Annotated in this window: 27 protein-coding genes and 1 tRNA gene; 22 read left to right on the top strand and 6 right to left on the bottom strand. The window is 65.0% G+C overall.

Annotated elements, in window-relative coordinates; genetic code table 11:
- Positions 1-40: 40 nt before the first annotated feature.
- Entirely contained in the window at positions 41-295 is a 255-nt protein-coding gene (locus F622_RS0109305) for a succinate dehydrogenase assembly factor 2 (RefSeq protein ID WP_026305976.1), read from the top strand.
- Between the two features lie 52 nt (positions 296-347).
- Positions 348-1,205 carry a NifU family protein gene (locus tag F622_RS0109300; protein ID WP_018176632.1) on the top strand — a complete coding sequence of 286 codons (858 nt, stop codon included), beginning with the start codon at positions 348-350 and terminating at the stop codon, positions 1,203-1,205.
- A gap of 15 nt (positions 1,206-1,220) precedes the next feature.
- Here the strand turns inward: F622_RS0109300 and F622_RS0109295 are convergent, their stop codons facing one another.
- A complete protein-coding gene (locus tag F622_RS0109295) occupies positions 1,221-2,153 on the bottom strand; it encodes an AraC family transcriptional regulator (RefSeq protein WP_019571792.1) in 933 nt (310 codons plus the stop codon).
- A 180-nt stretch (positions 2,154-2,333) separates the two neighbouring features.
- Here F622_RS0109295 and F622_RS0109290 point away from each other — a divergent pair, with 180 nt between their 5' ends.
- The 4 genes from F622_RS0109290 to F622_RS0109275 all read left to right on the top strand — a co-directional run bounded on the left by F622_RS0109290 (position 2,334) and on the right by F622_RS0109275 (position 4,962).
- Positions 2,334-2,954 carry a DoxX family protein gene (locus F622_RS0109290; RefSeq protein ID WP_026313044.1) on the top strand — a complete coding sequence of 207 codons (621 nt, stop codon included), beginning with the start codon at positions 2,334-2,336 and terminating at the stop codon, positions 2,952-2,954.
- 74 nt (positions 2,955-3,028) lie between these two features.
- Positions 3,029-3,325, top strand: a complete 297-nt coding sequence (locus F622_RS0109285) for a hypothetical protein (RefSeq protein ID WP_018650008.1) — start codon at positions 3,029-3,031, stop codon at positions 3,323-3,325.
- Positions 3,315-4,199 carry a DUF692 domain-containing protein gene (locus F622_RS0109280; protein WP_019571791.1) on the top strand — a complete coding sequence of 295 codons (885 nt, stop codon included), beginning with the start codon at positions 3,315-3,317 and terminating at the stop codon, positions 4,197-4,199. Before F622_RS0109285 ends, F622_RS0109280 begins: the two co-directional genes overlap by 11 nt.
- The gene (locus F622_RS0109275; protein ID WP_019571790.1) at positions 4,192-4,962 is read left to right on the top strand and encodes a DUF2063 domain-containing protein; all 771 of its coding nucleotides are present in this window, start codon (positions 4,192-4,194) and stop codon (positions 4,960-4,962) included. Before F622_RS0109280 ends, F622_RS0109275 begins: the two co-directional genes overlap by 8 nt.
- Positions 4,963-5,193: 231 nt before the next feature.
- Here the strand turns inward: F622_RS0109275 and F622_RS0109265 are convergent, their stop codons facing one another.
- Positions 5,194-6,180 carry a serine/threonine protein kinase gene (locus F622_RS0109265; RefSeq protein WP_019571789.1) on the bottom strand — a complete coding sequence of 329 codons (987 nt, stop codon included), beginning with the start codon at positions 6,178-6,180 and terminating at the stop codon, positions 5,194-5,196.
- A gap of 60 nt (positions 6,181-6,240) precedes the next feature.
- Here F622_RS0109265 and F622_RS0109260 point away from each other — a divergent pair, with 60 nt between their 5' ends.
- The 11 genes from F622_RS0109260 to F622_RS0109210 all read left to right on the top strand — a co-directional run bounded on the left by F622_RS0109260 (position 6,241) and on the right by F622_RS0109210 (position 15,923).
- Positions 6,241-6,945: a TVP38/TMEM64 family protein gene (locus F622_RS0109260; RefSeq protein WP_019571788.1), complete on the top strand. Its 705-nt coding sequence runs from the start codon at positions 6,241-6,243 to the stop codon at positions 6,943-6,945.
- A 162-nt stretch (positions 6,946-7,107) separates the two neighbouring features.
- Positions 7,108-8,094, top strand: a complete 987-nt coding sequence (locus tag F622_RS0109255; protein WP_019571787.1) for an MBL fold metallo-hydrolase — start codon at positions 7,108-7,110, stop codon at positions 8,092-8,094.
- A gap of 150 nt (positions 8,095-8,244) precedes the next feature.
- Positions 8,245-10,161, top strand: coding sequence for a threonine--tRNA ligase (gene thrS / locus F622_RS0109250; RefSeq protein ID WP_019571786.1), 1,917 nt, complete (start codon positions 8,245-8,247; stop codon positions 10,159-10,161).
- A 22-nt stretch (positions 10,162-10,183) separates the two neighbouring features.
- Positions 10,184-10,702, top strand: coding sequence for a translation initiation factor IF-3 (infC, locus tag F622_RS0109245; protein WP_081620152.1), 519 nt, complete (start codon positions 10,184-10,186; stop codon positions 10,700-10,702).
- Positions 10,703-10,804: 102 nt separating this feature from the next.
- Positions 10,805-11,002, top strand: a complete 198-nt coding sequence (rpmI, locus tag F622_RS0109240; RefSeq protein WP_017942014.1) for a 50S ribosomal protein L35 — start codon at positions 10,805-10,807, stop codon at positions 11,000-11,002.
- Positions 11,003-11,022: 20 nt separating this feature from the next.
- A complete protein-coding gene (gene rplT / locus F622_RS0109235; RefSeq protein ID WP_018145454.1) occupies positions 11,023-11,382 on the top strand; it encodes a 50S ribosomal protein L20 in 360 nt (119 codons plus the stop codon).
- 189 nt (positions 11,383-11,571) lie between these two features.
- On the top strand, positions 11,572-12,600 hold the full coding sequence (pheS, locus tag F622_RS0109230) for a phenylalanine--tRNA ligase subunit alpha (protein WP_018169970.1): 1,029 nt from the start codon (positions 11,572-11,574) through the stop codon (positions 12,598-12,600).
- Positions 12,600-14,960 (top strand): phenylalanine--tRNA ligase subunit beta, encoded by a 2,361-nt coding sequence (gene pheT / locus F622_RS0109225; protein WP_019571785.1) that lies wholly within the window; start codon positions 12,600-12,602, stop codon positions 14,958-14,960. Before pheS ends, pheT begins: the two co-directional genes overlap by 1 nt.
- Before the next feature lie 3 nt (positions 14,961-14,963).
- Positions 14,964-15,263 carry an integration host factor subunit alpha gene (locus F622_RS0109220; RefSeq protein ID WP_018140932.1) on the top strand — a complete coding sequence of 100 codons (300 nt, stop codon included), beginning with the start codon at positions 14,964-14,966 and terminating at the stop codon, positions 15,261-15,263.
- The gene (locus F622_RS0109215; protein WP_018140933.1) at positions 15,247-15,603 is read left to right on the top strand and encodes a MerR family transcriptional regulator; all 357 of its coding nucleotides are present in this window, start codon (positions 15,247-15,249) and stop codon (positions 15,601-15,603) included. The genes F622_RS0109220 and F622_RS0109215 overlap by 17 nt, the downstream gene beginning before the upstream one ends.
- A gap of 243 nt (positions 15,604-15,846) precedes the next feature.
- Positions 15,847-15,923: transfer RNA gene (locus F622_RS0109210), tRNA-Pro, on the top strand.
- 83 nt (positions 15,924-16,006) lie between these two features.
- On the opposite strand, the gene F622_RS0109205 is transcribed toward F622_RS0109210, so the two are convergent.
- From F622_RS0109205 to flgA, 4 genes are all read right to left on the bottom strand, one after another.
- Positions 16,007-16,723, bottom strand: a complete 717-nt coding sequence (locus tag F622_RS0109205) for a flagellar brake protein (protein WP_019571784.1) — start codon at positions 16,721-16,723, stop codon at positions 16,007-16,009.
- A gap of 82 nt (positions 16,724-16,805) precedes the next feature.
- Positions 16,806-17,291 (bottom strand): flagella synthesis protein FlgN, encoded by a 486-nt coding sequence (locus F622_RS0109200; protein ID WP_018169967.1) that lies wholly within the window; start codon positions 17,289-17,291, stop codon positions 16,806-16,808.
- Positions 17,292-17,306: 15 nt separating this feature from the next.
- Complete coding sequence (gene flgM / locus F622_RS0109195) at positions 17,307-17,621, bottom strand: flagellar biosynthesis anti-sigma factor FlgM (RefSeq protein WP_018176643.1); 315 nt, start codon at positions 17,619-17,621, stop codon at positions 17,307-17,309.
- A 139-nt stretch (positions 17,622-17,760) separates the two neighbouring features.
- The gene (flgA, locus tag F622_RS0109190; RefSeq protein ID WP_018169965.1) at positions 17,761-18,438 is read right to left on the bottom strand and encodes a flagellar basal body P-ring formation chaperone FlgA; all 678 of its coding nucleotides are present in this window, start codon (positions 18,436-18,438) and stop codon (positions 17,761-17,763) included.
- 522 nt (positions 18,439-18,960) lie between these two features.
- Between flgA and F622_RS0109185 the strand changes: the two genes are divergently transcribed.
- The 5 genes from F622_RS0109185 (at position 18,961) to F622_RS0109165 (ending at position 22,975) form a co-directional block, all read left to right on the top strand.
- Positions 18,961-19,899 (top strand): chemotaxis protein CheV, encoded by a 939-nt coding sequence (locus tag F622_RS0109185; protein WP_018169964.1) that lies wholly within the window; start codon positions 18,961-18,963, stop codon positions 19,897-19,899.
- A gap of 204 nt (positions 19,900-20,103) precedes the next feature.
- Positions 20,104-20,919: a protein-glutamate O-methyltransferase CheR gene (locus F622_RS0109180; protein WP_018145462.1), complete on the top strand. Its 816-nt coding sequence runs from the start codon at positions 20,104-20,106 to the stop codon at positions 20,917-20,919.
- Between the two features lie 216 nt (positions 20,920-21,135).
- Positions 21,136-21,543 (top strand): flagellar basal body rod protein FlgB, encoded by a 408-nt coding sequence (flgB, locus tag F622_RS0109175; protein WP_018169963.1) that lies wholly within the window; start codon positions 21,136-21,138, stop codon positions 21,541-21,543.
- A 327-nt stretch (positions 21,544-21,870) separates the two neighbouring features.
- Entirely contained in the window at positions 21,871-22,290 is a 420-nt protein-coding gene (gene flgC, locus F622_RS0109170; protein WP_018145464.1) for a flagellar basal body rod protein FlgC, read from the top strand.
- Positions 22,291-22,300: 10 nt separating this feature from the next.
- A complete protein-coding gene (locus tag F622_RS0109165) occupies positions 22,301-22,975 on the top strand; it encodes a flagellar hook assembly protein FlgD (RefSeq protein WP_018650013.1) in 675 nt (224 codons plus the stop codon).
- The last annotated feature ends 37 nt before the right edge of the window (positions 22,976-23,012 follow it).

Here is a 23,012-nt window from a genome sequence, read left to right as displayed (position 1 = left end):
AAGACGGTATCTACCGGGGCGCGGGTGGGGCATTTCGGTGATGGAACCGGATAACCGGACACGCTGGCGCTGTCGCCGCGGCATGCTGGAGAACGACTGGCTGCTCGGCCACTTTCTCGCGCAGGGATATGCGCAACTGGACCAGGAGGGTCGCGATGCCTTCGAACGCCTGCTCGATTACCCCGACAACGTGCTGCTGGATGTGGTCATGGGTCGCCAGACCACGGTGGACGAGGGGATAGCCCGCCTTGTCCCGGCGATCCGCGCCGCCACTCAGGCTTCGGCTCCGACCTGACCCGGTCCTCCCCCGGCTCGCGCTCGCGGGCCAGATCCTCCTGCTCCTGGCTGTGGCCGCCTATGTGCTGGTGTACAGCCCGTTGTGGACGCTGGCCCCGGTCTTCGGGCTGGCCATCGCCGGGTGGTGGTGGCAAGGGCGCTCGCAACCGCCGGCCTGGGACTGGCTGGGGCAGACGCCCGAGGGTGCAACCTGGCTGGCCACCGCCGAGGGCCTGCGCCAGGAGCAGGTGGACTGGGTCGAGGTGCTGCCCGATACACGAGTGTTGCGTCGGGTCGTCATCCTCGTCGTTCGGGTGCCCGCGACCGGCCGGGTATGGCGCCTGTGGCTGCACGCCGGGCGCATGCATCCGGAGGACCTGCGCCGTCTGCGCGTGCGGTTGCGCTGGTCGCCCGCGCGCGAGGTGGTGGATCCCGGCTGGCGGGTGCGGCTTCGCGCGGGGGTGGAGCGGGGCGTTGCTATACTGGCGAAAAGCCGAGTACCCGGAGGCCCGAACATGGCTGGACCCGACAATGCGCAGGTGATGGTGGACGTGTCACACCTGCTGAGTGACGAGCCCGATCACGTGTACAGCGAGGATGAACTGGACGCGATCGAGGAACTCGATCCGGAGCTCGCGCTGCGCCTGGACCGGGCCCAGACCCATGCGCAACGCGAGGCGGCCGACGTGCCGGCCGATGGCCCGATCGACGTCGACGCGGTGCGCGCCGCGATCGAGGAGGCGCGGCGGATCATGATGCAGGACGGTGGCGATATCGAATTCGTGGAGCTCGATGGCCGCACCGTACGGGTCCGGCTCAAGGGGGCCTGTGTGGGCTGTCCGCGCTCCACGCTGGATCTCAAGAATGTGGTCGAACGCCTGGTTCGGTCGCGTGCGCCGGGCGTGGCCAGCGTCGCCAACACCTTCTGATCCGCTCTTTGGCAGTCAAGCCTGGCCGCCACCGAGCCGGCGCAGTAGCTGCCGGATGCGCCCCGGCCCGAAACCGTGCACCCGCTTGAAGGCCTTGCGAAAGGCCGCCTCCGAGGTATAGCCCACCGCGTCCATTACGCCCGCGACCGACTTCCGCCCGTCGCGCAGCAGGCGTTCCGCCAGGACCATCCGCCACTGGGTCAGGTAGTCGATGGGCGTCTGGCCGACCAGCGCGTGGAAACGTTCGGCAAAGCTGCTGCGCGACATGGCCGCCTCGCTGGCCAGCCCCTCCAGGGTCCAGGCCGCCTCCGGGTGGGCGTGCAGGGCATCCAGTGCCCGGCGGATGCGGTCGTCGGCCAGGGCGGCGAGCAGCGATCCCTCCGAGTGTTCGCGTTGCGAACAGATGTGGTGGCGCACGGCCATCACGAACAGGGTGTCCGCGAGGCGGTCCAGCACGGGCCGGTAGCCCGAGGAACGCTCCGCGAGTTCGATGTTCATCAGGTCCGCCAGGTGTGACAGCCGGTCGCCGGATTCGCGGCGGCGGATGATGATGTGATCGGGGAGCGCGGCCAGGATCGGGTTGCGGCGGCCGGAATCGAACTCGAAGTGGCCGCACAGGAGCTGTGTGACCGGGATATCCGGCGGATCCTCGCCTTCCACCAGCGTCAGGTGGTTGTCGCGGTCGGGCACGGTGTCGCGGCTGGACATCAGGTGCCAGTCGTCATGCGGCAGCAGGAGAAGATCGCCGGCCTCCATCCAGACGGGGGCCATCGCCTCCATGTGCAGATAGCATCCGCCTTCCCCCACCAGGTGAAAGCTGGCATTCCCCGAGCCCGTCGTGCTGAGCTGCCACTCCCCGCACAGGCGCGGGTTGGTGTCGATGCGGGCACGCAAGTTGTAGGCGGCCAGAACCGTCGACAGCACGTCTTCGTGGGGGCTGATGTCCATCAAACCTTCCTTTTGCCTTTCTTCACCTTAGACCTTTGGGCGCCCGGTTGCCGGGCGTCACGGGCCTCTCCGCGTGGTCCCGGACGATCGGACATAAAAGCCGGCGGATCACCCCGCGTACAGCGTGAGCCCGCGGTCTAGGCTTTATACCCAGTAGAAGGGGAAAAGGAGATCAGGACGATGGCTGCGACTGGAACCTTGGCAGTGCGCTTGCAGGCTTGGCTGGACTGGACGCGAGGTGCGGACTTCCTGGCGCCTTTGCTGTTGCGGCTCTACCTCGCCCCGGTGTTCTGGATGGCGGGGACCAACAAGCTGGACGGCATCCTGCCGAAAGAGAACGTGGTGATGTGGTACGGCAACGCGGACTGGGGGCTGGGCATGCCCTTCCCCTATCTGATGGTGATGCTGTCGGCGTATGCCGAGGTTCTGGGCGCGCTTGCGTTGCTGCTCGGTCTGGCGACGCGCTGGTTCTCGATCCCGCTGATGATCACGATGGTCGTGGCGGCCGTGACCGTGCATCTGGAACACGGGTGGCAGCGGATCTCCGATCCGATGATGTGCCTGTTCAACTGTTCCGGGGTCGAACAGGCGCAGATGCGTCTGGATCGCGCCAAGTCCATTTTGCAGGAGCATGGCAACTACAATTGGCTGACCGAGACCGGAAACTTCGCGATCGTGAACAACGGCATCGAGATGGCCGCGACCTTCTTCGTGATGCTTCTGGTTCTGTTCTTCTGGGGAGCGGGACGTTATGTCAGCATCGACTATTACATCCGTCGGAGGATGATGAGCAGGGGATAACTCCAAGAGCTGTTTCAGCAGCCATTTCACAACGGGTCCAGCGGATCCATCATCGCAAGACGAGGAGTACGACCATGAAGAACGATCTGTTTTCCACCAAGGCCCTGGCCGGTGCCGTCGGCACGGCGGCGATCGGCATGGCCATGGCCACCAGCCCGGTGTTTGCCTCGGCCGACCTGAACCACGGCTATCAGCAGGGCGGCCAGTCGCCGCTGATGCTGGCCGAGGGTTCCTGTGGCGAAGGCACTTGTGGTGGCGCGAGCGATACCAAGGATAGTGAAGGCAGCTGCGGCGAGGGCACCTGCGGTGGCTCGGACGGCGACGAGAAGGATTCCGAAGGCGCCTGTGGCGAGGGGACCTGTGGCGGCTAAGGTCGTCCACCCTGCCAACCCGGCCCGCGTCAGCGGCGCCGGGCTCGGCTTGCGGCGGGCCCTGCTGGGCCCGCTGGCCGAGGCCCCGGAGGCGACGGAACGTCTGGGGTTTTTCGAGGCGGCACCGGAGAACTGGATGCACCTGGGCGGACGTCTGGGCCGCATCTTTCGCGAATACACCGAGGCCCAGCCCTTCGTCTGTCACGGGCTGTCTCTCGACATCGGCGGGCCGCGCCCGCTGGACAAGACCTTCCTGCAGGACCTGCGCACTTTCCTGGATACCCACGGGATCGAGGATTACAGCGAGCATCTCTCCGCCTGTGGCGACGGCCAGGGGCATCTGTACGACCTGATGCCGATCCCGTTCACCGAGGAGGCGGTGCGCTACGTTGCCGATCGCGTGCGCCAGGTGCAGGACATCCTCGGGCGCCGGGTGGCGCTGGAGAATGTCTCCTATTACACCCCGGTGGGGGCCGAACTGGACGAGATCACCTTCGTGCGGGCCGTGCTGGAGGAGGCCGACTGCGACCTCCTGCTCGACGTGAACAACATCGTCGTCAACAGCATCAATCACGGCTACGAGCCGACCGAGTTCCTGGATGCAATGCCGCTGGAGCGAGTGCGCTACCTGCACATTGCCGGGCACGAGGAGGAGGCCCCGGACCTGCGGGTCGATACCCATGGCCAGCCGATCTGTTCCGATGTCTGGGCGCTGCTGGAGGCCACCTATGCCCGCATCGGGCCGGTGCCGACCCTGCTCGAGCGCGACTTCAACTTGCCGCCGCTGGAGGAACTGCTGGCGGAGACCGACCGGATTCGGGATCTGCAGTTGCGGGCGCGCGCCGGCCAGGAAGAGCGGCTCCTGCATGCCTGAGGCGGATTTCCAGCAGGTGCAGGAGGCATTCGCGCGGCACTTGCGTGACCCGGAGCGCTATCCGGCCCCGGAGGGGATCGAGAGCCGGCGCCTGGCGATCTACCGGCGTCTGTTCTTCAACAACGTGGCCAACCTGCTGGCCCGGGGGTTCCCGGTCCTGCGGGGACTGCTGGAGGCGGCCGCCTGGGAACAGCTGGTGCGCGACTTCTATCGCGATCATGGCAGCGAAACGCCGTATTTTCCGCAGTTGGCGGCGGAGTTCGTGCGCTACCTGGCGGAAGAACGCCCGGCGCAGCCCGGCGATCTGCCCTTCCTGGCCGAGTTGGCCCACTACGAGCGGGTGGAGACCGAACTGGTCTATGCGGATACCACGCAACCTCCGGATGTGACGCCGGACGGTGATCTTATGGCTCAGGTTCCGGTGTTTTCGGCCGCCGCGCGGCTGCTGGCCTACGAGTACCCGGTGCACCGGATCGGGGCCGACTTCCAGCCCGATCAACCGGGAGAGGTGCCCACCTACCTGCTGGCGTACCGCACCGGGGAGGAGCGGGTGCGGTTTGCCGAGCTGAACCCGCTCGGCGCCCGGCTGCTGTGGCGGGTGATCGAGACACCGGCGACCGGCGACGAACAGATCCGCCGGGTGGCCGGCGATTTCGGGCTGGAACTCTCGGGCGAGCTGGTGGCCAGTGGACGCCAGTTGCTGCAGCACTACCACGGGCTGGGTGCCATTGTGGGGACCCGCACTGACCGCGCATCCGCCTGAGGCGGAGGGACCGGACGCGCACGTCGCAGACCCGGACGCCCGGACATGGGCAACGTCCAGGGCAGCCGCAAGGGAAGCAGGAAATCGCTGTCCCCCAGGCGCCACCGGATACGGGCGCAGTTGCCTCGGTACGGCGGCGCCATTGTCTCTTTTCTGATAGTGCTCTCGTGCCTCGACGATACCCGCGACTCGGTGCTGGAGCTGATCCGGAACCTGCGGTGAGACCGGGCCTCAGTAACCCAGGTCGAGGGCGGGTTCGTCGAGGGCGGCGGCCTGCTCGCGCAGGGTGAGGATGTGATCCTCCCAGAAGCGCGGCGTGTAGAAGATCGGAAAGCCGTCGACAAAGGCCGGGTCGTCGGCGCGCCGGGCCAGCCAGGCGGCGTGGCGCAGGATGCGCAGGGTGCGTAGCGGGGCGATCAGCCCGAGCTGGCGGCGATCCAGCGGTACGAAGGTCTCGTAGCCTTCCAGCAGGGCCTGCATCTGCCAGGCCATCTCGGGCGGTTCGCCGGACAGGAACATCCACAGGTCCTGCATGGCGGGGCCGGTACAGGCGTCGTCCAGATCGACAAAGTGCGGGCCGTCGTCGGTCCACAGGATGTTGCCGGGGTGGGTGTCGCCGTGCAGCCGCAGCTGTGGGACCGGCCCGATCGTGTCGAGGTCCCGCTGGATTCGCCCCAGCAGGTCGGCGCTGAGATCGCGGTACACGGATTCCAGCTCCGGGGGCAGAAAGCCGGAGTCGAGCACGGCCTGGCGCGCCTCCTCGCCACGCGGGACGGGATCGAGGACCGGCCGCTCGTGAAAGCGGGCGGCGCGTCCGACCTCGTGGATGCGCGCGATGAAGCGGCCGATGCGGACCAGGGTGTCGCGCTGCTCCAGATCCGGCGCCCGGCCGCCGCAGCGCGGGTAGACGGCGAACATGAACCCGGCGTGATCGTGCAGGGTTTCGCCTTCAGGATCGGCCAGAGGGGCGACTACCGGGATCTCGCGGCTTGCAAGTTCCTGGCTAAAGCCGTGTTCCTCGCGGATGGCGGCGGGTGTCCAGCGTTGCGGACGATAGAACTTGGCGATGACCGGTGTGGTGTCCTCGATGCCGACCTGGTAGACGCGGTTTTCGTAGCTGTTGAGGGCCAGCAGGCGCCCGTCGCAGCGCAGACCGGTCGTTTCCACCGCGTCGAGGATGACACCGGGTTTCAGTTCGTCGTACGGATGTGCATGCATGCTTGCAGTGTACGGGTTTGCCGCGCATGGTTCCGGCAAATTGACCGCGAGGAGTCGCGATTGAATCGCTATTACTGGGGGTTGGTTGTTGCCCTGGTGGGTCTCGTCGCCGTCTGGCTGGTGGTTGCGATGGGCCCGGGTCTGGATCTGGAGACCCTGCAGGTCGCGCGCCTGCAGGTGGAGGACTGGCGGGTCGCGCACCCGTTCGTCACGGCCTGGGTGTTCTTCCTGTTGTACATGGTGGTGGCCGCCTTTTCGGTGCCGGGGATCGTGGTGATGACCCTGGCCGGCGGTGCCCTGTTTGGCGTGGTCTGGGGCACCGTGCTGTCGTCGCTGGCTTCGACGCTGGGGGCGACCCTGACCTTTGTTGTGGCGCGGGCGCTGGCGCGCGATGCTGTTCAGCGTCGTTACAAGAACCAACTTGGGCGCATCAATGCGGGCTTTGAGCGCGAGGGCGCGTTCTACCTGTTCGCGCTGCGGATGATTCCGGTGTTCCCGTTCCTGTTGATCAACGCCGGGATGGGCCTGTTGCCGATCCGGATCTGGACGTATTTCTGGGTATCACTCGTGGGGATGCTGCCGGCCACGGCGGTGTTCGCGAATGCCGGGACGCAGTTGGGGCGGCTTGATGGCATCGAGGGCATTCTCTCGCCGGTGCTGGTCCTGTCCCTGGTTACCACGGGGCTTTTTCCGCTCCTGGCGCGCTGGCTGGTGAATGCCGTGCGCCGCAGGCGGGCTCGATTGGAGAACCCGGGCGCGGACTAGCACGCACGCAGTATCTGCCATCGCGTATATAATAGGGTTTACCGTTGGGAGGCGGCCGTGGAGCGCGCACCGCTGGATACAATCTCGAAGTTCAACGAACGATCCCGTCACATATTGCGTGCGCTGTCCGACTCGGGGCGCGAACGACACAAGGAGTTTTCCATGACATTGAATGTTTTGTTGCGCCAGGGTCAGGTGGCCTTCCTCGCGCTGGGCCTGATGGGCTTCGGCATGGCCGCCGTGCAGGCGGAGGAAGCGTCGCTGGATCGTCCGATCGAGAAGGTGCTGGAGCCGATTCAGCTGACCGACCGGGTTCATTACTTTTACGGCTCGCTCGAGAACCGCACGCCGACCAATCTCGGTTTCACCAACAACACCGGCTTCGTGGTGACCGACGAAGGCGTGGTGCTGATCGATTCGGGGCCGAGCTACCAGGTCGCCCAGCGCATGGAGAAGGCGATTGCCGGGGTCACCGACAAGCCGATCACGCACGTGATTTCGGTGGGCAGCCAGGACCACCGCTGGCTGGGCAACGGCTACTTCCACGAGCAGGGGGCGGAGCTGGTTGCGCTGCAGCGGACCGCGAGCACCCAGGCCGATCGCGGGGAGGGGCAGATCGCCTCGCTGGCCAATTCCGTGGGCGAAGAGGCGATGGAGGGCACCCAGCCGGTTCCGGCACCGAACCCCATCGATGCCGATGAATACACCCTGACCGTCGGCGGTGTGGACTTCGAGCTGATCTATGCCGGGGATGCCCACTTCCCGGGCGACATCATGGTTCACCTTCCGGGTGAGGACGTCGTCTTTACCGGTGACATCGTCTACACCGAGCGCATGCTGGGCATCCATCCCTTCAGCAACCCGGTGGAGAAGCTCGAGGCCTTCCGGCACCTGGAATCCATCGATCCGGAGATCGTCGTGCCGGGGCACGGCCGCGCGACCGACATGGCCGAGGCACGCCAGGATACGGGTGATTACCTGGAACTCCTGGTGCGCGAGGTGACGGCAGGCATCGAGGACTGGGAATCGCTTAACGAGGTGGTCGACCGCCTGGCGGATCTGGAACAGTTCAAGCACCTGCGCCACTACGATGACTGGCACCGCCCGAACGTGAACCGGACCTACCTGTTCATCGAAGGAAACATGTAACAACCGCACGGTAATCCCGGCCACAGCCCGGGAGATCTGCCGATGGCGCGGGGCACATGGTATGCTTCGCGCCGTTGTCGTTTCCGGCAACTCCAAATTTCTGATACGCGACGTTCGACCCCGCGTATGGGTCGGCGAAGGAGCCTCGCAATGCCCGCAATAACCCTCCCCGACGGCAGCCGCCGCGAGTTCGATCACCCGGTCACCGTGCTGGACGTGGCGAAGGACATCGGTCCCGGCCTGGCCAAGGCCACCCTGGCCGGCAAGGTCGATGGCGAACTGGTCGATGCCCGCCACGAGATCGACACAGACGCCGCGCTGGCGATCGTGACCGACCGCGACCCGGAAGGGGTGGAGATCATCCGGCATTCGACCGCGCACCTGATGGCGCAGGCGGTCAAGCAGCTGTTTCCCGACGCGCAGGTGACCATCGGCCCGACCATCGAGAACGGCTTCTACTACGACTTCGCCTATGACCGCGGCTTTACGCCGGAGGATCTGGAGAAGATCGAGAAGCGCATGAAGGAGCTGGCCAAGCAGGACCTGCCGGTGGAGCGCTCGCTGATGGACCGCGACGAGGCGGTGGAGTACTTCCGCAACATGGGCGAGAAGTACAAGGCCGAGATCATCGCGAGCATCCCGCAGGGCGAGAACATCTCGCTGTACAAGCAGGGCGACTTTGTCGATCTCTGCCGGGGCCCGCATATCCCGTCCACCGGCAAGCTGAAGGCCTTCAAGCTGACCAAGGTGGCCGGTGCCTACTGGCGCGGCGACTCCGACAACGAGATGCTGACGCGTATCTACGGTACCGCCTGGCCGAACAAGGACCAGCTGAAGGAGCATCTGGATCGGCTGAAGGAGGCCGAGCGCCGCGATCATCGCAAGATCGGCCAGGAGCTGGATCTGTTCTCGATCCAGGACGAGGCCGGTGGTGGCCTGGTGTTCTGGCACCCGAAGGGCGCGCGCATTCGCCGCGAGATCGAGAAGTACTGGTACGACATGCACGAGAAGGCCGGCTACGACTTCGTGGTCTCGCCGCATATCGCGAACCTGGAGCTGTGGAAGACCTCCGGCCACGCGGATTTCTACGCCGAGTCCATGTACGAGCCGATGGAGGACGAACACCAGTCCTTCCAGCTCAAGCCGATGAACTGCCCGTTCCACGTGCTGATGTACAAGGACCGGCTGCATTCCTACCGCGACCTGCCGCTGCGCTGGGCGGAGATGGGCACGGTGTACCGCCGGGAGATGTCCGGTGCGCTGCACGGACTGATGCGGGTGCGCGGGTTTACCCAGGACGATGCCCACATCTTCTGCCGCGAGGACCAGATCGAGGCCGAGGTCATGGGCGTGATCGATCTGACCCTCGAGGTTCTGCAGACCTTCGGCTTCGAGAGGTTCGACGTGAACCTGTCGACCAAGCCCGAGGATGCGGTCGGCTCGGATGAAATCTGGGAACACGCGACCGCTTCGCTGCGCTCGGCGATCGAGAAGAAGGGCCTGGACTACTCGGTGGACGAGGGCGGCGGTGCCTTCTACGGTCCGAAGATCGATATCAAGATCCACGATGCGATCGGCCGCGAATGGCAGTGCTCCACGGTACAGCTGGACTTCAATCTGCCCGAGCGTTTCGACATGGAATACGTCGCCGAGGACAACGAGCGACGCCGTCCGATCATGATCCACCGCGCGCTGCTAGGCTCGGTGGAACGCTTCTTCGGCGTGCTGATCGAACACTATGCCGGACACTTCCCGGCGTGGCTGGCCCCGGTGCAGGCCGAGGTGCTGACCATTACCGAAAGGCAGGATGAATACGCCCGCGAGGTCACGAAGACACTGCGCGCGATGGGGTTCCGGGTCGAGGCCGACTTGAGAAACGAGAAGATCGGCTTTAAGATTCGCGAGCACACGCTCAAGCGCGTGCCGTACCTGCTGGTCCTTGGAGACAAGGAGATGGAAAATGGGCAGGTGGCGGTGCGTACGCGGAGTGGGGAAGACCTCGGCGTGATGCGCCTCGAGGACTTCGGCGAACGCCTCCGGGAGGAGGTCGGCAGTCGCCAACACTGAACCCTGAACTGGAGAGAAGGCTATTAGCGCAGCGAAAACGGTCCGCCTGAACGATCAGATCACGAGTCCGCAGATCCGACTGATCGACGCCGAAGGCGAGAATCGCGGTGTCTGCAGCACTGCAGAGGCCCTGGAAATGGCCCAGGAAGGTGGTCTGGACCTGGTCGAGATCTCGCCGAATGCCGAGCCGCCCGTGGCCCGGATCATGGATTACGGGAAGTTCAAGTTCGAGCAGGCGAAGAAGGCGCAGGAAGCCAAGAAGAAGCAGAAGCAGATCCAGATCAAGGAAGTGAAGTTTCGTCCGGGTACGGACGAGGGCGACTACAACGTCAAGCTTCGCAACCTGCGCCGCTTCATCGAGGCCGGTGACAAGGGCAAGGTGACCATCCGCTTCCGCGGGCGCGAGATGCGCCACCAGGAACTGGGTGGCGAGCTGCTCGACAAGGTCGAGAAAGACATGGCTGATATCGCGGTCGTGGAACAGCGGCCGAAGATGGAAGGGCGCCAGATGATCATGGTGCTGACGGGCAAGAAGAAGTAAGTCCGTCAGACGACAAGGGCGATCGGGTTTCCGCATACCCGCATCGCTTTTTCATAAACGGTCGGCCCGCAGTGGGTACGGCCCAAAATGCCGGAGAGAGTAATGCCGAAGATCAAGACCAATCGGGGTGCGGCCAAGCGCTTCACCCGTACCGGGTCGGGGAAGTTCAAGCGGTTCCAGTCGCACCGCAGCCACATCCTGACCAAGAAGCCTACCAAGCGTAAGCGTCACCTGCGCAGTCCGGCGATGGTGCACGAGTCGGATGCCCCGGCCGTGCGCAAGCTGCTGCCGTACCGTTGAACTGACCGAGGAATCGAGACATGCCACGAGTCAAGCGCGGTGTAACCGCTCACGCCCGTCACAAGAAAGTCCTGAAGCAAGCCAAGGGCTACTACGGCGCCCGGAAGAACGTCTTCCGCGTTGCCAACCAGGCCGTCATCAAGGCCGGTCAGTATGCCTACCGTGACCGTCGCCAGAAGAAGCGTCAGTTCCGGTCGCTGTGGATCGTCCGCATCAATGCGGCGGCCCGTCAGTTCGATCTGTCCTACAGCCGTTTGATGAACGGTTTGAACAAGGCCGAGATCGATATCGACCGCAAGACCCTGGCCGATCTGGCCGTGCACGACCTGACCGCGTTCGGCAAGATCGCGGAGAAGGCCAAGGCTGCACTGCCGGCCTGAGGCGCAGGGCCTGAAGGACTGCCCGCCGGCGGTGTGCCGGCGGGTCCCGAGAAGGGAGGGTCGATGCCCTCCCTTTTTTGTTTCGGGAACAGGAAACGAGGCGCCTGCAAGGCAGCGGCCCGCACTCGGGGGCCGCTGCCTTGCAGGCGAATAGGGGGCCGGGGAGGCCCGTACCAGTCGGGGGAAGTCGTGGAACAACTGCAACAGCTGGTCGCCGAGGCGCGCGAGCGCGTCGAAGGGGCCACGGACCTGAAGGCGCTGGACGAGGTCCGGGTGCACTATCTCGGCAAAAAGGGCGCACTCACGGCACAGCTCAAGGAGCTGGGCAAGCTACCGGCGGAGGAGCGGCCGGCGGCGGGGCAGAAAGTGAACGAGGCCAAGACCGAGGTCGCCGGCCTGATTGAGTCGCGCAAGGAGGCCCTGGCGCAGAGCGCGCTGGCGGAACAGCTGGCGGGCGAACAGGTCGACGTGACCCTGCCGGGGCGGCGTCAGGCCGATGGCGCGCTGCACCCCATTACACAAACCCTGGAACGCATCGAGACCTTCTTTGCCGGATTGGGCTTCCGCGTGGCCGAGGGCCCCGAGGTGGAAGATGACTTCCACAACTTCGAGGCCCTGAACATCCCCGAGCATCACCCGGCGCGGGCGATGCACGACACCTTCTACTTTGATGCCCACCGCGTGCTGCGCACGCATACCTCGCCGGTGCAGATCCGCACCATGGAACAGGAGCGCCCGCCGCTTCGCGTGATCGCGCCAGGGCGCGTGTATCGCTGCGATTCGGATCTGACGCATAGCCCGATGTTCCACCAGGTGGAAGGGCTTTGCGTGGATACGGACATCACGTTCGCGGATCTGCGCGGCGTGTTGAGTGCATTTCTTCAGGCCTTCTTTGATCGGGACGATCTGGCCACGCGCTTTCGGCCGTCGTACTTCCCGTTCACCGAGCCGTCGGCCGAGGTCGACATCCAGTGCGTGCACTGCGGCGGTCACGGCTGCCGCGTTTGCAGCCACACCGGCTGGCTGGAGGTGATGGGTTGCGGGATGGTGCACCCCAACGTGCTGGGTCACGTGGGGATCGACGCCGAGCAGTACACCGGCTTTGCCTTTGGCCTGGGCGTCGAACGCATGGCGATGCTGCGCCATGGTGTGAATGACCTCCGGCTGTTCTTCGACAACGATATCCGCTTCATCGGGCAATTCGGGCAGACAGGCTAATGCGTATCAGTGTGCAGTGGCTGCAGGAATGGCTGCAGATCGACGAGACCCCGGAACAACTGGGCCATCGCCTGACCATGGCGGGTCTGGAACTGGATGCGATGGAAGCGGCGGCGCCCGCGTTCAGTGGGGTGCGGGTGGGCCATGTGGTGGCAGTCGATCCGCACCCGGACGCGGATCGCCTGCGCGTGTGCCGGGTCGAAGCGGGCGAGGCGGAGCCGCTGACCATCGTCTGTGGCGCGCCCAACGTGCATGAAGGGATGCGGGCGCCGGTGGCGGTGGTCGGTGCGGTATTGCCCGGCGATTTCCGTATCAAGCGCTCCAAGCTGCGCGGCGTGGCTTCCGAGGGCATGCTCTGCTCCGCTCGCGAGCTTGGCCTGGCAGATGATGCCGAAGGCCTGATGTCCCTGCCGGCGACGCTGGAGGCCGGCCAGGACCTGCGTGAGGCGCTGGGGCTGGACGACACCATCCTGGAAGTGGACCTGACGCCGAACCGGGCCGATTGCCTGGGCATGCGCGGGATTGCGCGGGAGTGCTCGGCATTGCTGGACCGGCCGCTGCATGCCCCGGCGATGCCGGGCGTGGACGTCGCCAACGATGCCCGGGTGAGCGTCGTCATCGAGAATCCGGAGGCCTGCCCCTTGTATGCCGCCCGGGTGCTGGAGGGCCTGGACGCCAAGGCCGCGACGCCGCTGTGGATGACCGAACGCCTGCGCCGTGCCGGGGTGCGCCCGCTGAGCGCGATCGTGGATGTGACCAATTACGTGATGCTGGAACTGGGCCAGCCACTGCATGCCTTTGATGCCGATCGCACGGGCGCCCCGATCCAGGTGCGCCAGGGCAAACAGGGGGAAACCCTGACGCTGCTCGGAGGCGACCAGACGGTGAAATTGTCGCCGCAGGATCTGGTCATTGCGGGTGATGACGTCCCCCTGGCGCTGGCCGGAGTGATGGGCGGCGCCGCCAGCGCGGTCGATGCCAGCACCACCCGCGTGATCCTCGAATGTGCGCATTTCGCACCGCGCGCCCTGGCCGGTCGGGCGCGGGCCCACGGGCTGCATACCGATGCCTCCCACCGTTTCGAGCGGGGTGTCGACCCGACCCTGGTCCCGCAGGCGATGGAACGCGCGACCCAGCTGCTGCTGGAGCTCTGCGGCGGACAGTGCGGCCCGGTCGAGCAAGTGGGTGAGACGCCGGCCTCCCATGCGGAACAGGCGATCGTCCTGCGCCCGGATCGTGTCCAGCGCCTGCTTGGGGTGACCCTAGAGGCTTCCGAGGTCGAGCGGATCCTGGAGGCACTGGACTGCCGGATGGAGACAAGCGAGAGCGGCTGGTCGGTACGCGCGCCGCGGGCCCGATTCGACCTCGAACGCGAGGAGGATCTGATCGAAGAGCTGGCCCGGGTGCACGGCTATGACGCCCTGCCGCAGACACTCCCGAAGCCGGTTGCGCCGGTGACACCGGAGTCGGGTCTGCGGTCACTGCGCAACGGGCTTGCCCGCCAGGGCTTCCATGAGGTGATCAGCTTCAGCTTTATCGCTCGCGAGGCCGCCAGTGCGTTCTACCCGGACGTCGAACCCCTGGCGTTGGCGAACCCCATTTCGTCCGATCTGGCGGTGATGCGCCCGGGACTGTGGCCTGGGTTGGTGACCACCGCCGCCTACAACCAGGCGCGCCAGCAATCGGACCTGCGCCTGTTCGAGCATGGCCTGCGCTTTGTTCCGGATGCGTCCGGTCTGCGGCAGGAGCCGCGACTGGCCGGCCTGCTCGGTGGGAGGGTGGCTCCGGAGGCCTGGGAAGGCGAGGCGAAGAAGGTCGATTTCTTCGACGCCAAGGGCACCGTGGAAGGCCTGTGCGAACGCGTCGCCGGCGCGCTCGGCTTTCGCGCAGACCGTCATCCGGCGCTGCATGACGGGCAATCCGCACGGGTACTGGTCGACGGGCAGCCGATCGGCTGGGTCGGGCGCCTGCACCCGGCGTTGTGCGAGCGCTTCGACGTGGAGCCGGTCTACCTGTTCGATCTGGACGCGACTGCCGTGGTGCAAGCCCCGGTGGCGCAGTTCTCGCCGTTGTCGCCGTACCCGTCCATCCGTCGGGATCTGGCGCTGGTGGTGGCCGAGTCGGTGGCGGCGGGCGATGTGCTGGCGGCCATCGACGGGCTTGGCCTGGAGATCCTTCAGGATGTTCGCCTGTTCGATGTGTACCAGGGCAAAGGCTTGAATCCGGACGAAAAAAGCCTGGCTTTGGGCTTGATTTTACGGGCTTTTGATCGCACCCTAGGCGAACAGGACGTGGCTGGCGTCACCGACGCGGTGGTGCAGCATCTCCAGGCCCGGTTCAACGCAACCTTGAGACAATAGCCGATGGCAGCTGTAACCAAGGCGGATCTCGCCGCCGCGCTAAACGAGGAACTGGGTCTCAACAAGCGCGAGGCCAAGGAATTCGTCGAGATGTTCTTCGAGGAGATGCGGCAGTCGCTGGAGACCGGCGAGGGCGTGAAGCTTTCCGGGTTCGGGAATTTCATCCTGCGCGACAAGAACCAGCGGCCAGGGCGCAATCCGAAGACGGGCGAAGAGATTCCGGTCTCCGCGCGTCGTGTGGTGACCTTCCGGCCGGGACAGAAACTGCGCGAGCGGGTAGAGAGCTATGCTGGAGGCGAGTAACCACCAGGAACTGCCCGCCATCCCGGGCAAGCGCTACTTCACCATCGGCGAAGTCGCGGAGCTGTGCCAGGTCAAGCCGCATGTGCTGCGGTACTGGGAGCAGGAATTCCCGATGCTGGAGCCGGTCAAGCGGCGCGGCAACCGCCGCTACTACCAGCGTCAGGACGTGATCCTGATCCGTCAGATTCGCGCATTGCTGTACGAAGAGGGCTACACCATCAATGGTGCCCGTCAGAAGCTCTCCGGCGATGAGGCCAAGGGTGATCGTCAGCAGGCCCAGCAGATCATCCAGGACACCATCTCCGAGCTCGAGTCGGTTCTGCGCGTTCTGCGCGCCTGAGGCTCCCTAGGGGACGCCCAGACGTCGTATTGATGCGATTCGCTGCGCTCGTCGCATCCTGCGGTGTCCTTCTGAACCCAACTCCAGTTCGAAATTTCCGCTCTGTAGGATGCGACGAGCGCAGCGAGTCGCATCAATGCGCCATTCTCGGTGTACGTGGCACGAATGGTCCGCACGGATCTCGCAGCAATGGGGTGGCCGATGCTTTCGTGAAGGCGGGGAATCGGATATAGTTCGCGGCTTCGGGGCGTGGCGCAGTCTGGTAGCGCATCTGCATGGGGTGCAGAGGGTCGCAGGTTCAAATCCTGCCGTCCCGACCAAACAGGAACGATCAAAAAAGGCCGCTTCAAGCGGCCTTTTTTGTGTTCGGGGTTGCAGGTTGCGGCGTCGCCTGGGCTCAGGCTCAATCCATCGAGCGGCGGCGTGCCTCGCGCTGGTAATGGAGCAGGGCGATGTTGGTCTGGCGTTCCATCCACTGGGTCATGCCGACGATCTCGAAGCCCGCAAACTCGAAGCCATCACGTGTGCTGCGGCGACGGTTGGCCAGACGCAGGTTCCCGGAAAGGCGTTCCCTGACATCGGGGAGCAAGAGGTTCTCGAAGGCCAGGTTCGCCTGCTCCTCAAGCGCATCCAGGAGGGTGGTGGGCAGCTCGATGCACATGCCCTGGGCAGAGAGGTCGGCAACCTCGCCGATCACGGGATCCCTCCAGGCCTTCGCATGGAGTTCGATCTGAGGGCGCTGTGCCATCGGAATGTGCACGCGGAACGTTTCGCGGCGTTGCAGGTAGTGCAAAGTCTCCGGATAGGTGCAGACGTAGAGCGCGCCTTTTTGCTCCTGCTCGATGCGTGTTACGTGCGTGCCGAATCGCACTGCGACCCCGCGCAGCGCCGCGAATACGCGCAAGTCCATGCCGGCCTGAACCTGCTGGTGCGCCCGAGGCGGGGTCAGCTCGTCGAGAAAGAGTTCCTTGGCGGCTGGGTCCAGACGGACCAGGGCCGAGGTGTACAGGGGGCCGTCGGTATCCACGCGAACGCTCACGACGGTGAGCTTGTGGTCGAGGTCCTTGAGGATGCCGGCAATCCGGTCCGGCTTGTCGACGGTATAGTCGGTGTCGTCCATGCGTCCGAAGTGTTAGGAAAGTGTGAGGACGCAAGGTACTGGTGGATGCCGCGAAAAGCCAGCCTCCACCAGGACCGGGCTCTCAGGCCTGGGTGATCTGGCGTCCGCCGCGGCTTCCGGGGCGGGCGCGGCCATACGGGTCGTAGGTGGCCGCGGGGCCGGTTTCCTCGCCGCGGAGGATCTGCATGGAGAGTTCCACGCGCTGGCGGTCACGGTCGATCAGGCGCGCATTGCCCTGATTCAGAGTGTCGCAGCGTTCGATGGACTGGCGCAGGGCTTGCCACAGGTCGTTCAGTACTACGCCATCGTCCATCTTCGAGAACAGGCGCGCGACGCCCTCGGGGCTGAAGGCCTCGCCGGCGGCCTCGACCAGGCCTTGCTGGTTGCGGGTCTCGGTTTCCAGCTCATGCAGCAGGGTCTGCTTGCCGGTCACCACGTCCTGCAGCGTATCGGGTTGGCGCGCTTCGACTGCGCGCGTCTCCTGTAGCAGGCTCTCTTCCAGCTGATGAGCCAGCCGGATTGAGGTCTCGAGCGAGCGTTGCAGTTTGTGGTGCGCGTCGGCATTCATGGGCGATAGACCGGGTTAGCGCAGCAGGCTTTCGAGGTCGATCATGCGATCGGCCAGCTGCTGGTTGTCCACCGGATAATTGCCGCTGGAGATCGCCTCGCGCAGTTCGGCAACGCGGGCGGCGTCGAAGGGTGCGGTGTCACCCGCGCCGGCCGCGGCATTCATCGCCTGGGCGGCCCCGGTGAGCGTGACCGAATCATTGTTTGGCGCCGATGCGTTACCGGAGGCCGGGGCACGGCTCGCCGTGTTGCCGGACTCGTCGCGACCCTTTACCCCGGGATTCTGGCTGTCGGGGCGCAGGCTGTTCGTGTTGAGGCCCTTGATATCCATGATGCCTTCCTGTCGTTGTAACTGTGCTGCAATTGTTTACGGCCAGCGGTGCTGAAACTGTAGGCCTCGGGGGCGGAAAAGTGTAACGGGCTTCACAGTCCGCTTCGAAAATCATCGGCGTGCCTGGTGTGGCGAGGCCTCAAAGCGCTACCCGGATGTGGCCGGAGGCCTGGATTTCGCCTTCGACGACGCGCCCGGAGGATGCGTTCTTGACGCGGATTCGCTCGCCGAGCGTCCCGTTCTCCAGCGCTTCGCCCTGCATGCGGATGGCGATGGAGCCGTTCTCTGCCAGGATGGTAACCCGCTGGCCGCGACTGATGATCTCGCGCGGGCTCACGTGCTGGGTGCCGATGATCTGACCCGGGCGGATGCTGCGGCGGGTCTGTTGGCCGATCAGGGCATTCTTTTCCTCATGATAACTGCCGGCATGGCGCGAGGTCTCGATTCGCTGGAAACGCAGGTCGCCCGCCGAGAGGGTGTGCTGGCGCGGCAGGGTGCGGTTCGCAACCAGCACTTCGGCGTACCGTTCGACGGTTGCCGGCACGTATAACTGCCAGGTCACCGGGCCGGCACACTGGATATGGACAGCGGTGTTGCCGTCACGCCGCCCGCCGGGTGGGAAACGCGCTTCCAGGCCGTCCGTGCAGGGGACGAGGCGCAGACGCTTGTCGAGCTGGCCAATCTCGATGGAAACATCCTCCTCGCTATCGGTAACGCCCAGTTCCTGAATCAGGAACTGCTCGGCGGCGTGGCGGATGTCGTCAACCGGGTGCACTTCGGCCCGGACGCTGGTAGACAGCAGCACCAGGGTGAACAAGAGGGCGACTCCGGCAAGGAGACGCGGAAGGGTTCGCACGTTTGCGCTCGAGTCGATTGCGCTCGCTGGCGAGGCACCGGACCGGCCGCCTTTTTCCGGAACGAAGAGGGCCCCAACGCGAACGAGCGAACGGATCAGCGTCTCCCTGGAAGCGGAAGAAAATTCTGAAATGGGTCGGCGCTGGTTCATGTTGCGGTCCTGTTTGGTCCTGTCCTGCGCAGCCAGGTCGGTGCGGGCGTCGGACTGTGCGCGAATGGCTCGGGTTTGACGGATCTTGCGTCGTTGTCGAGCGAATCGCGTGCGGTTTCAGTACGCAAAAACATGCAGATGTCGTGCCAATGACTGATCATCCGGCGCCACGCGTGCATTCAAGGCCCGTCGCGGGCGGCCGTTATCACCATGAGGCGGCGCCAGCAGGCGCATGCGCGCGAATGCAAATGACAGGCCGGGGTTGCGCGGTGCACACTTGGCCTTTGAGGCCTGTCCGGTGCCTAGAGCAATCGGGGCAAGGAGAGCGGCACGATGAGTCAATTCATTGACGATGTGAATCAGCGAACCCAGTTGGTGGGGCAGAACCGCATGGAGCTGCTGCTGTTCCATCTGGGCGGGTCGCAGACCTTCGGGATCAATGTCTTCAAGGTCCGCGAGGTGATTCCGTCGCCACCGCTGCGTCAGATTCCCGGCTCCATGAGCGTGGTGCGCGGGGTGGCGTCGCTGCGTGGCGGTACCGTGCCGATCATTGACCTGGCGCGAGCGATGGGCCTGCGTGGCGCCGTCGGGGCGGTCGACAACGGGGAGCAGAAAGTGGTGGTCACCGAGTTCAATCGTTCGGTGCAGGGCTTCTGGGTGTCGGCGGTGGACCGCATCGTCAACGTGAACTGGCAAGACGTGAAGTCGCCCCCGCGCGGAACCGGACGCGAATCCTTCCTGGTGGCCGTCACGGAGATCGACAACAAGCTGGTCGAGATCATCGACGTCGAACGGGTGCTCTCCATCGTCAATCCGCTGCCCAGCGAGGTCTCGCCATCCATCCGCGAGAACGCCAGAGAGGCCAGCGGGCGCAAGGTCGTGATCGTCGATGACTCGGTGGTGGCGCGCAAGCAGATCGAGGGCGCGATCAAGGGCCTCGGTTTCGAATACGACGTCTTCAAGGATGGCCAGGAGGCACTGGATTTCCTTGAACAGAAGGCCGCGGAAGGGCCGGTGGGTGACCAGATCGAGATGGTGATCTCGGATATCGAGATGCCACGCATGGACGGCTACACCCTGACCGCGCGCATCCGGGACAACACCGCGCTGAAGGACCTGAAGGTGCTGCTGCACTCCTCGCTGAGCGGTGAGTTCAATACCGACATGGTCAAGCGCGCGGGCGCGGATGCCTTTCTCTCCAAGTTCAATCCCGATGAGCTGGCCAATGCCGTACTGGATCAGACCGGGCGCGAGAGTCAGCAGGCCGAATGAGCGGTCGGGCGGAACCGCGTTGCCGCCCGCCAAGCCCGGAGCGGCGATGGGTGGCCGGAAGTCGGTGTGTATGGTGCCATGCGCGCGACGCCGTATACTCGATCCGATCTTCGGGCTTACCCCGGTTTTCCGGCCAAGCGGCCCCGGTCAAGGATTCGTCATCAGGATGCCTAATCACGATGGACAGCGCTCAGGGATGACTCGGTGATCGATTCCCGCGACTACGAGGAGTTCTCCCGCTTCCTGCAGGACTGCTGCGGCTTGGTGTTGGGTGACAGCCGCCAGTACCTGGTTTCCAGTCGTCTGTCGCGGCTGCTCGACGAGTTCGACTTCAAGAGCGTCCCGGAACTGCTGCATGCGATGCGGCAGGCCCCGAATCCGCGCCTGCGCACCCGCGTGATCGATGCGATGACGACCAACGAGACGTCCTGGTTCCGCGATGGCTTTCCGTTCGAGATCCTGCGCCACGTGCTGTTGCCGGAACTGGCGGCGAAGGGAGGCAGCATCAAGGTCTGGTCCGCGGGATGCTCCAGTGGGCAGGAGGCCTATACGATCTCGATGGTGGTCTCGGAATGGGAGGAGTCGCGGCCGGCTCGGAAGGTGCCGGTCTCCATTCTGGGCACGGACCTGTCAGAGAAGATCCTGGACGATGCGCGACGGGCCGTGTACGACGGCCTGAGCATCGTGCGCGGGCTCAGCGAGAGCCGGCGCGCGCGCTTCTTCGAGACCGTCGCGGATGGCCACAAGGTGATCCCGGATGTGCAGCGGCGCTGTCGCTTTCAGAAGCTCAACCTGATCGACAGCTATGCGGCGCTGGGCAAGTTCGACCTGGTGTTCTGCCGCAACGTGCTGATCTATTTCTCGGGCGACACCAAGCGACAGGTTCTTGACGCTATCGCCCGGCAGATGAATCCGGGCGGGTATCTGTTTCTTGGCGCTTCCGAGACCGCAGGGCCCTACACCCAGGCCTTCGAGACCGTACGAACCGAGTACGGCTCGGTACTTCGTCTGAAGTCCTGACGTAATCCAGCCCCGGGGCTGATCCCCGGGAACGCCCGTGCAATGCGGGCGGCGAGTCGCTCCATCCCTTCCCCTGGCTGCCCACTGTGCCTGCGCCCCTGCGGCACGTCGCTCGAGAATGGCATAACGATTGCTTCAGTTCCCCTGCGAAGGGTCGCAATCGGTGCGCCCCGTTCTCCAAGCGAGGGTCCGCCACGGGCGGACAGGACGGAAGCGATGAGTCTCTCTCTCGACAAGGCGATGGGTATTTCTCCGCAGGCGGTGAACGTGCGGGCGCAGCGCATGGAGCTGCTGGCCTCCAACATCGCCAACGCGGATACCCCGAACTACAAGGCGCGGGATATCGATTTTCGTGCGGTGCTCGAATCCGCGGCCGGCGGCGGCAATACCTTGCCCATGGCGCGCAGCCAGGCGGCGCATCTCGACCCCAACGCTGGCGCGATGAACGGGCAGGTCGAGGCGCTTTACCGCGTCCCCTCGCAGGCGTCGCTGGATGGCAACACGGTGGACCCGCAGATGGAGCGGGCCGCCTTTGCCGAGAACGCCGTTCAATATCAGAGCAGCCTGGAATTCCTCAATCGCCGGGTCTCCGGCATCCGCGAAGCCCTGCGGGGCGATCGTTAAGGAAACACTGATTAATGTACACACTCGCGTTGGTACCCCAGGTTTTCCGTGCCAAGGCGCGGTGCGCAGCCGGTAGTGGTTCTACCGGCAAGTGCCGCAACGCAGGATCGGGGAACCTGGGGTGCCAACCCCCGCAAGTCATAGAAAGTAGGGGGTCGGCCGCCCGTTGTTATCAAAAACGGGCGCGGGAACGGCGTTGCGGTTCCTTTGTGCAGAATGACTGCACGGCAGTCACCGCGCCTTGTTCGCACGCAAAAGCGACTCGAGCGCGAGCGTGTACATCAATCAGTGTTTCCTTAACGCGGACCTGATCGGGAGATCGATGTCGTGAGCAACCTCTTCAGCCTGTTCAATACCTCCGCCTCGGCGCTGTCGGCGCAGTCGGTGCGCCTGAACACCGTGGCCTCGAACCTGGCCAACGCGAACACCGCCGCGACCAACCCCGACGAGGCCTATCGCGCCAAGCAGGTGCTGTTCCAGAGCGTGATGGACCAGGCCAACCCGAACGGTTCGTCGACGGCCGTTCGGGTGGCCGGCGTGACCGAGTCGCAGGCGGCGCCGCATGCGCATTACGAACCCCATCACCCGCAGGCCAACGAGGAGGGCTACATCTTCCGTCCGGCCATCAGCGTGGTGGAGGAGATGGCCAACATGATGTCCGCCTCGCGCAACTACGAAGCCAACGTGGAGGTGATGGAGACCTCGCGTCAGCTGCTCCAGCGCACATTGCAGATCGGTCAAGGCTAGGGAGCCATCGATGACACAGATATCCCCCGAATTGCTGGATCGCCTGGGCCTCTCGCGCCCCGAGCAGAAACAGGACAAGGACATGGACCGCCTGGGCCAGTCCGACTTCCTCAAGCTGATGACGACCCAGCTGGAGAATCAGGACCCGATGGAGCCGATGGACAACGGCGACTTCCTGGGCCAGATGGCGCAGTTCTCGACCGTAACCGGCATCGAGGAGCTGTCCAAGTCGTTCCAGCAGCTGGCGCAGTCGCTGGGGCAGAACCAGACGCTGCAGGCGGCATCCCTGGTAGGCAAGGACGTGCTGGTTCCCGTCGAATTCGGCGAGCTGGGTCCGGACGGCCTGATCAAGGGTGCGGTGGACCTGGATCGCTCCACGGAGGAGCTGCAGATCGACGTCTACAGCCCGAACGGCGAGCGCATCCGCCGCATGAACCTGGGCGCCGCCGGCAGCGGCCTGCAGGAGTTCAGCTGGAACGGCATGCGCGACGACGGGACCTTCGCACCCCCGGGCGTCTACGAGTTCAAGGCCACGGCCCGCTCCGGTACCCAGTCCGAGGCCGTGGATACCTTCCTGGATGCCCGCGTGGAGAGCGTCGCGGTGGGTAACGATTCCGGGCTGGCACTGACCGTGCAAGGCCTGGGCGAGATCAGCTTTTCGGATGTACGACGGATTGGCGGCTGACGCCCAAACCGCGACAAAAGAACCCTAACGGAGGAAA

Origin of the sequence: Thioalkalivibrio sp. ALMg3, assembly GCF_000381225.1 — a bacterium.
Taxonomy (GTDB): Bacteria; Pseudomonadota; Gammaproteobacteria; order Ectothiorhodospirales; family Ectothiorhodospiraceae; genus Thioalkalivibrio; species Thioalkalivibrio versutus.
Note: the sequence above shows the minus strand (reverse complement) of the source record. Positions and strands in the feature narration are given on the sequence as shown.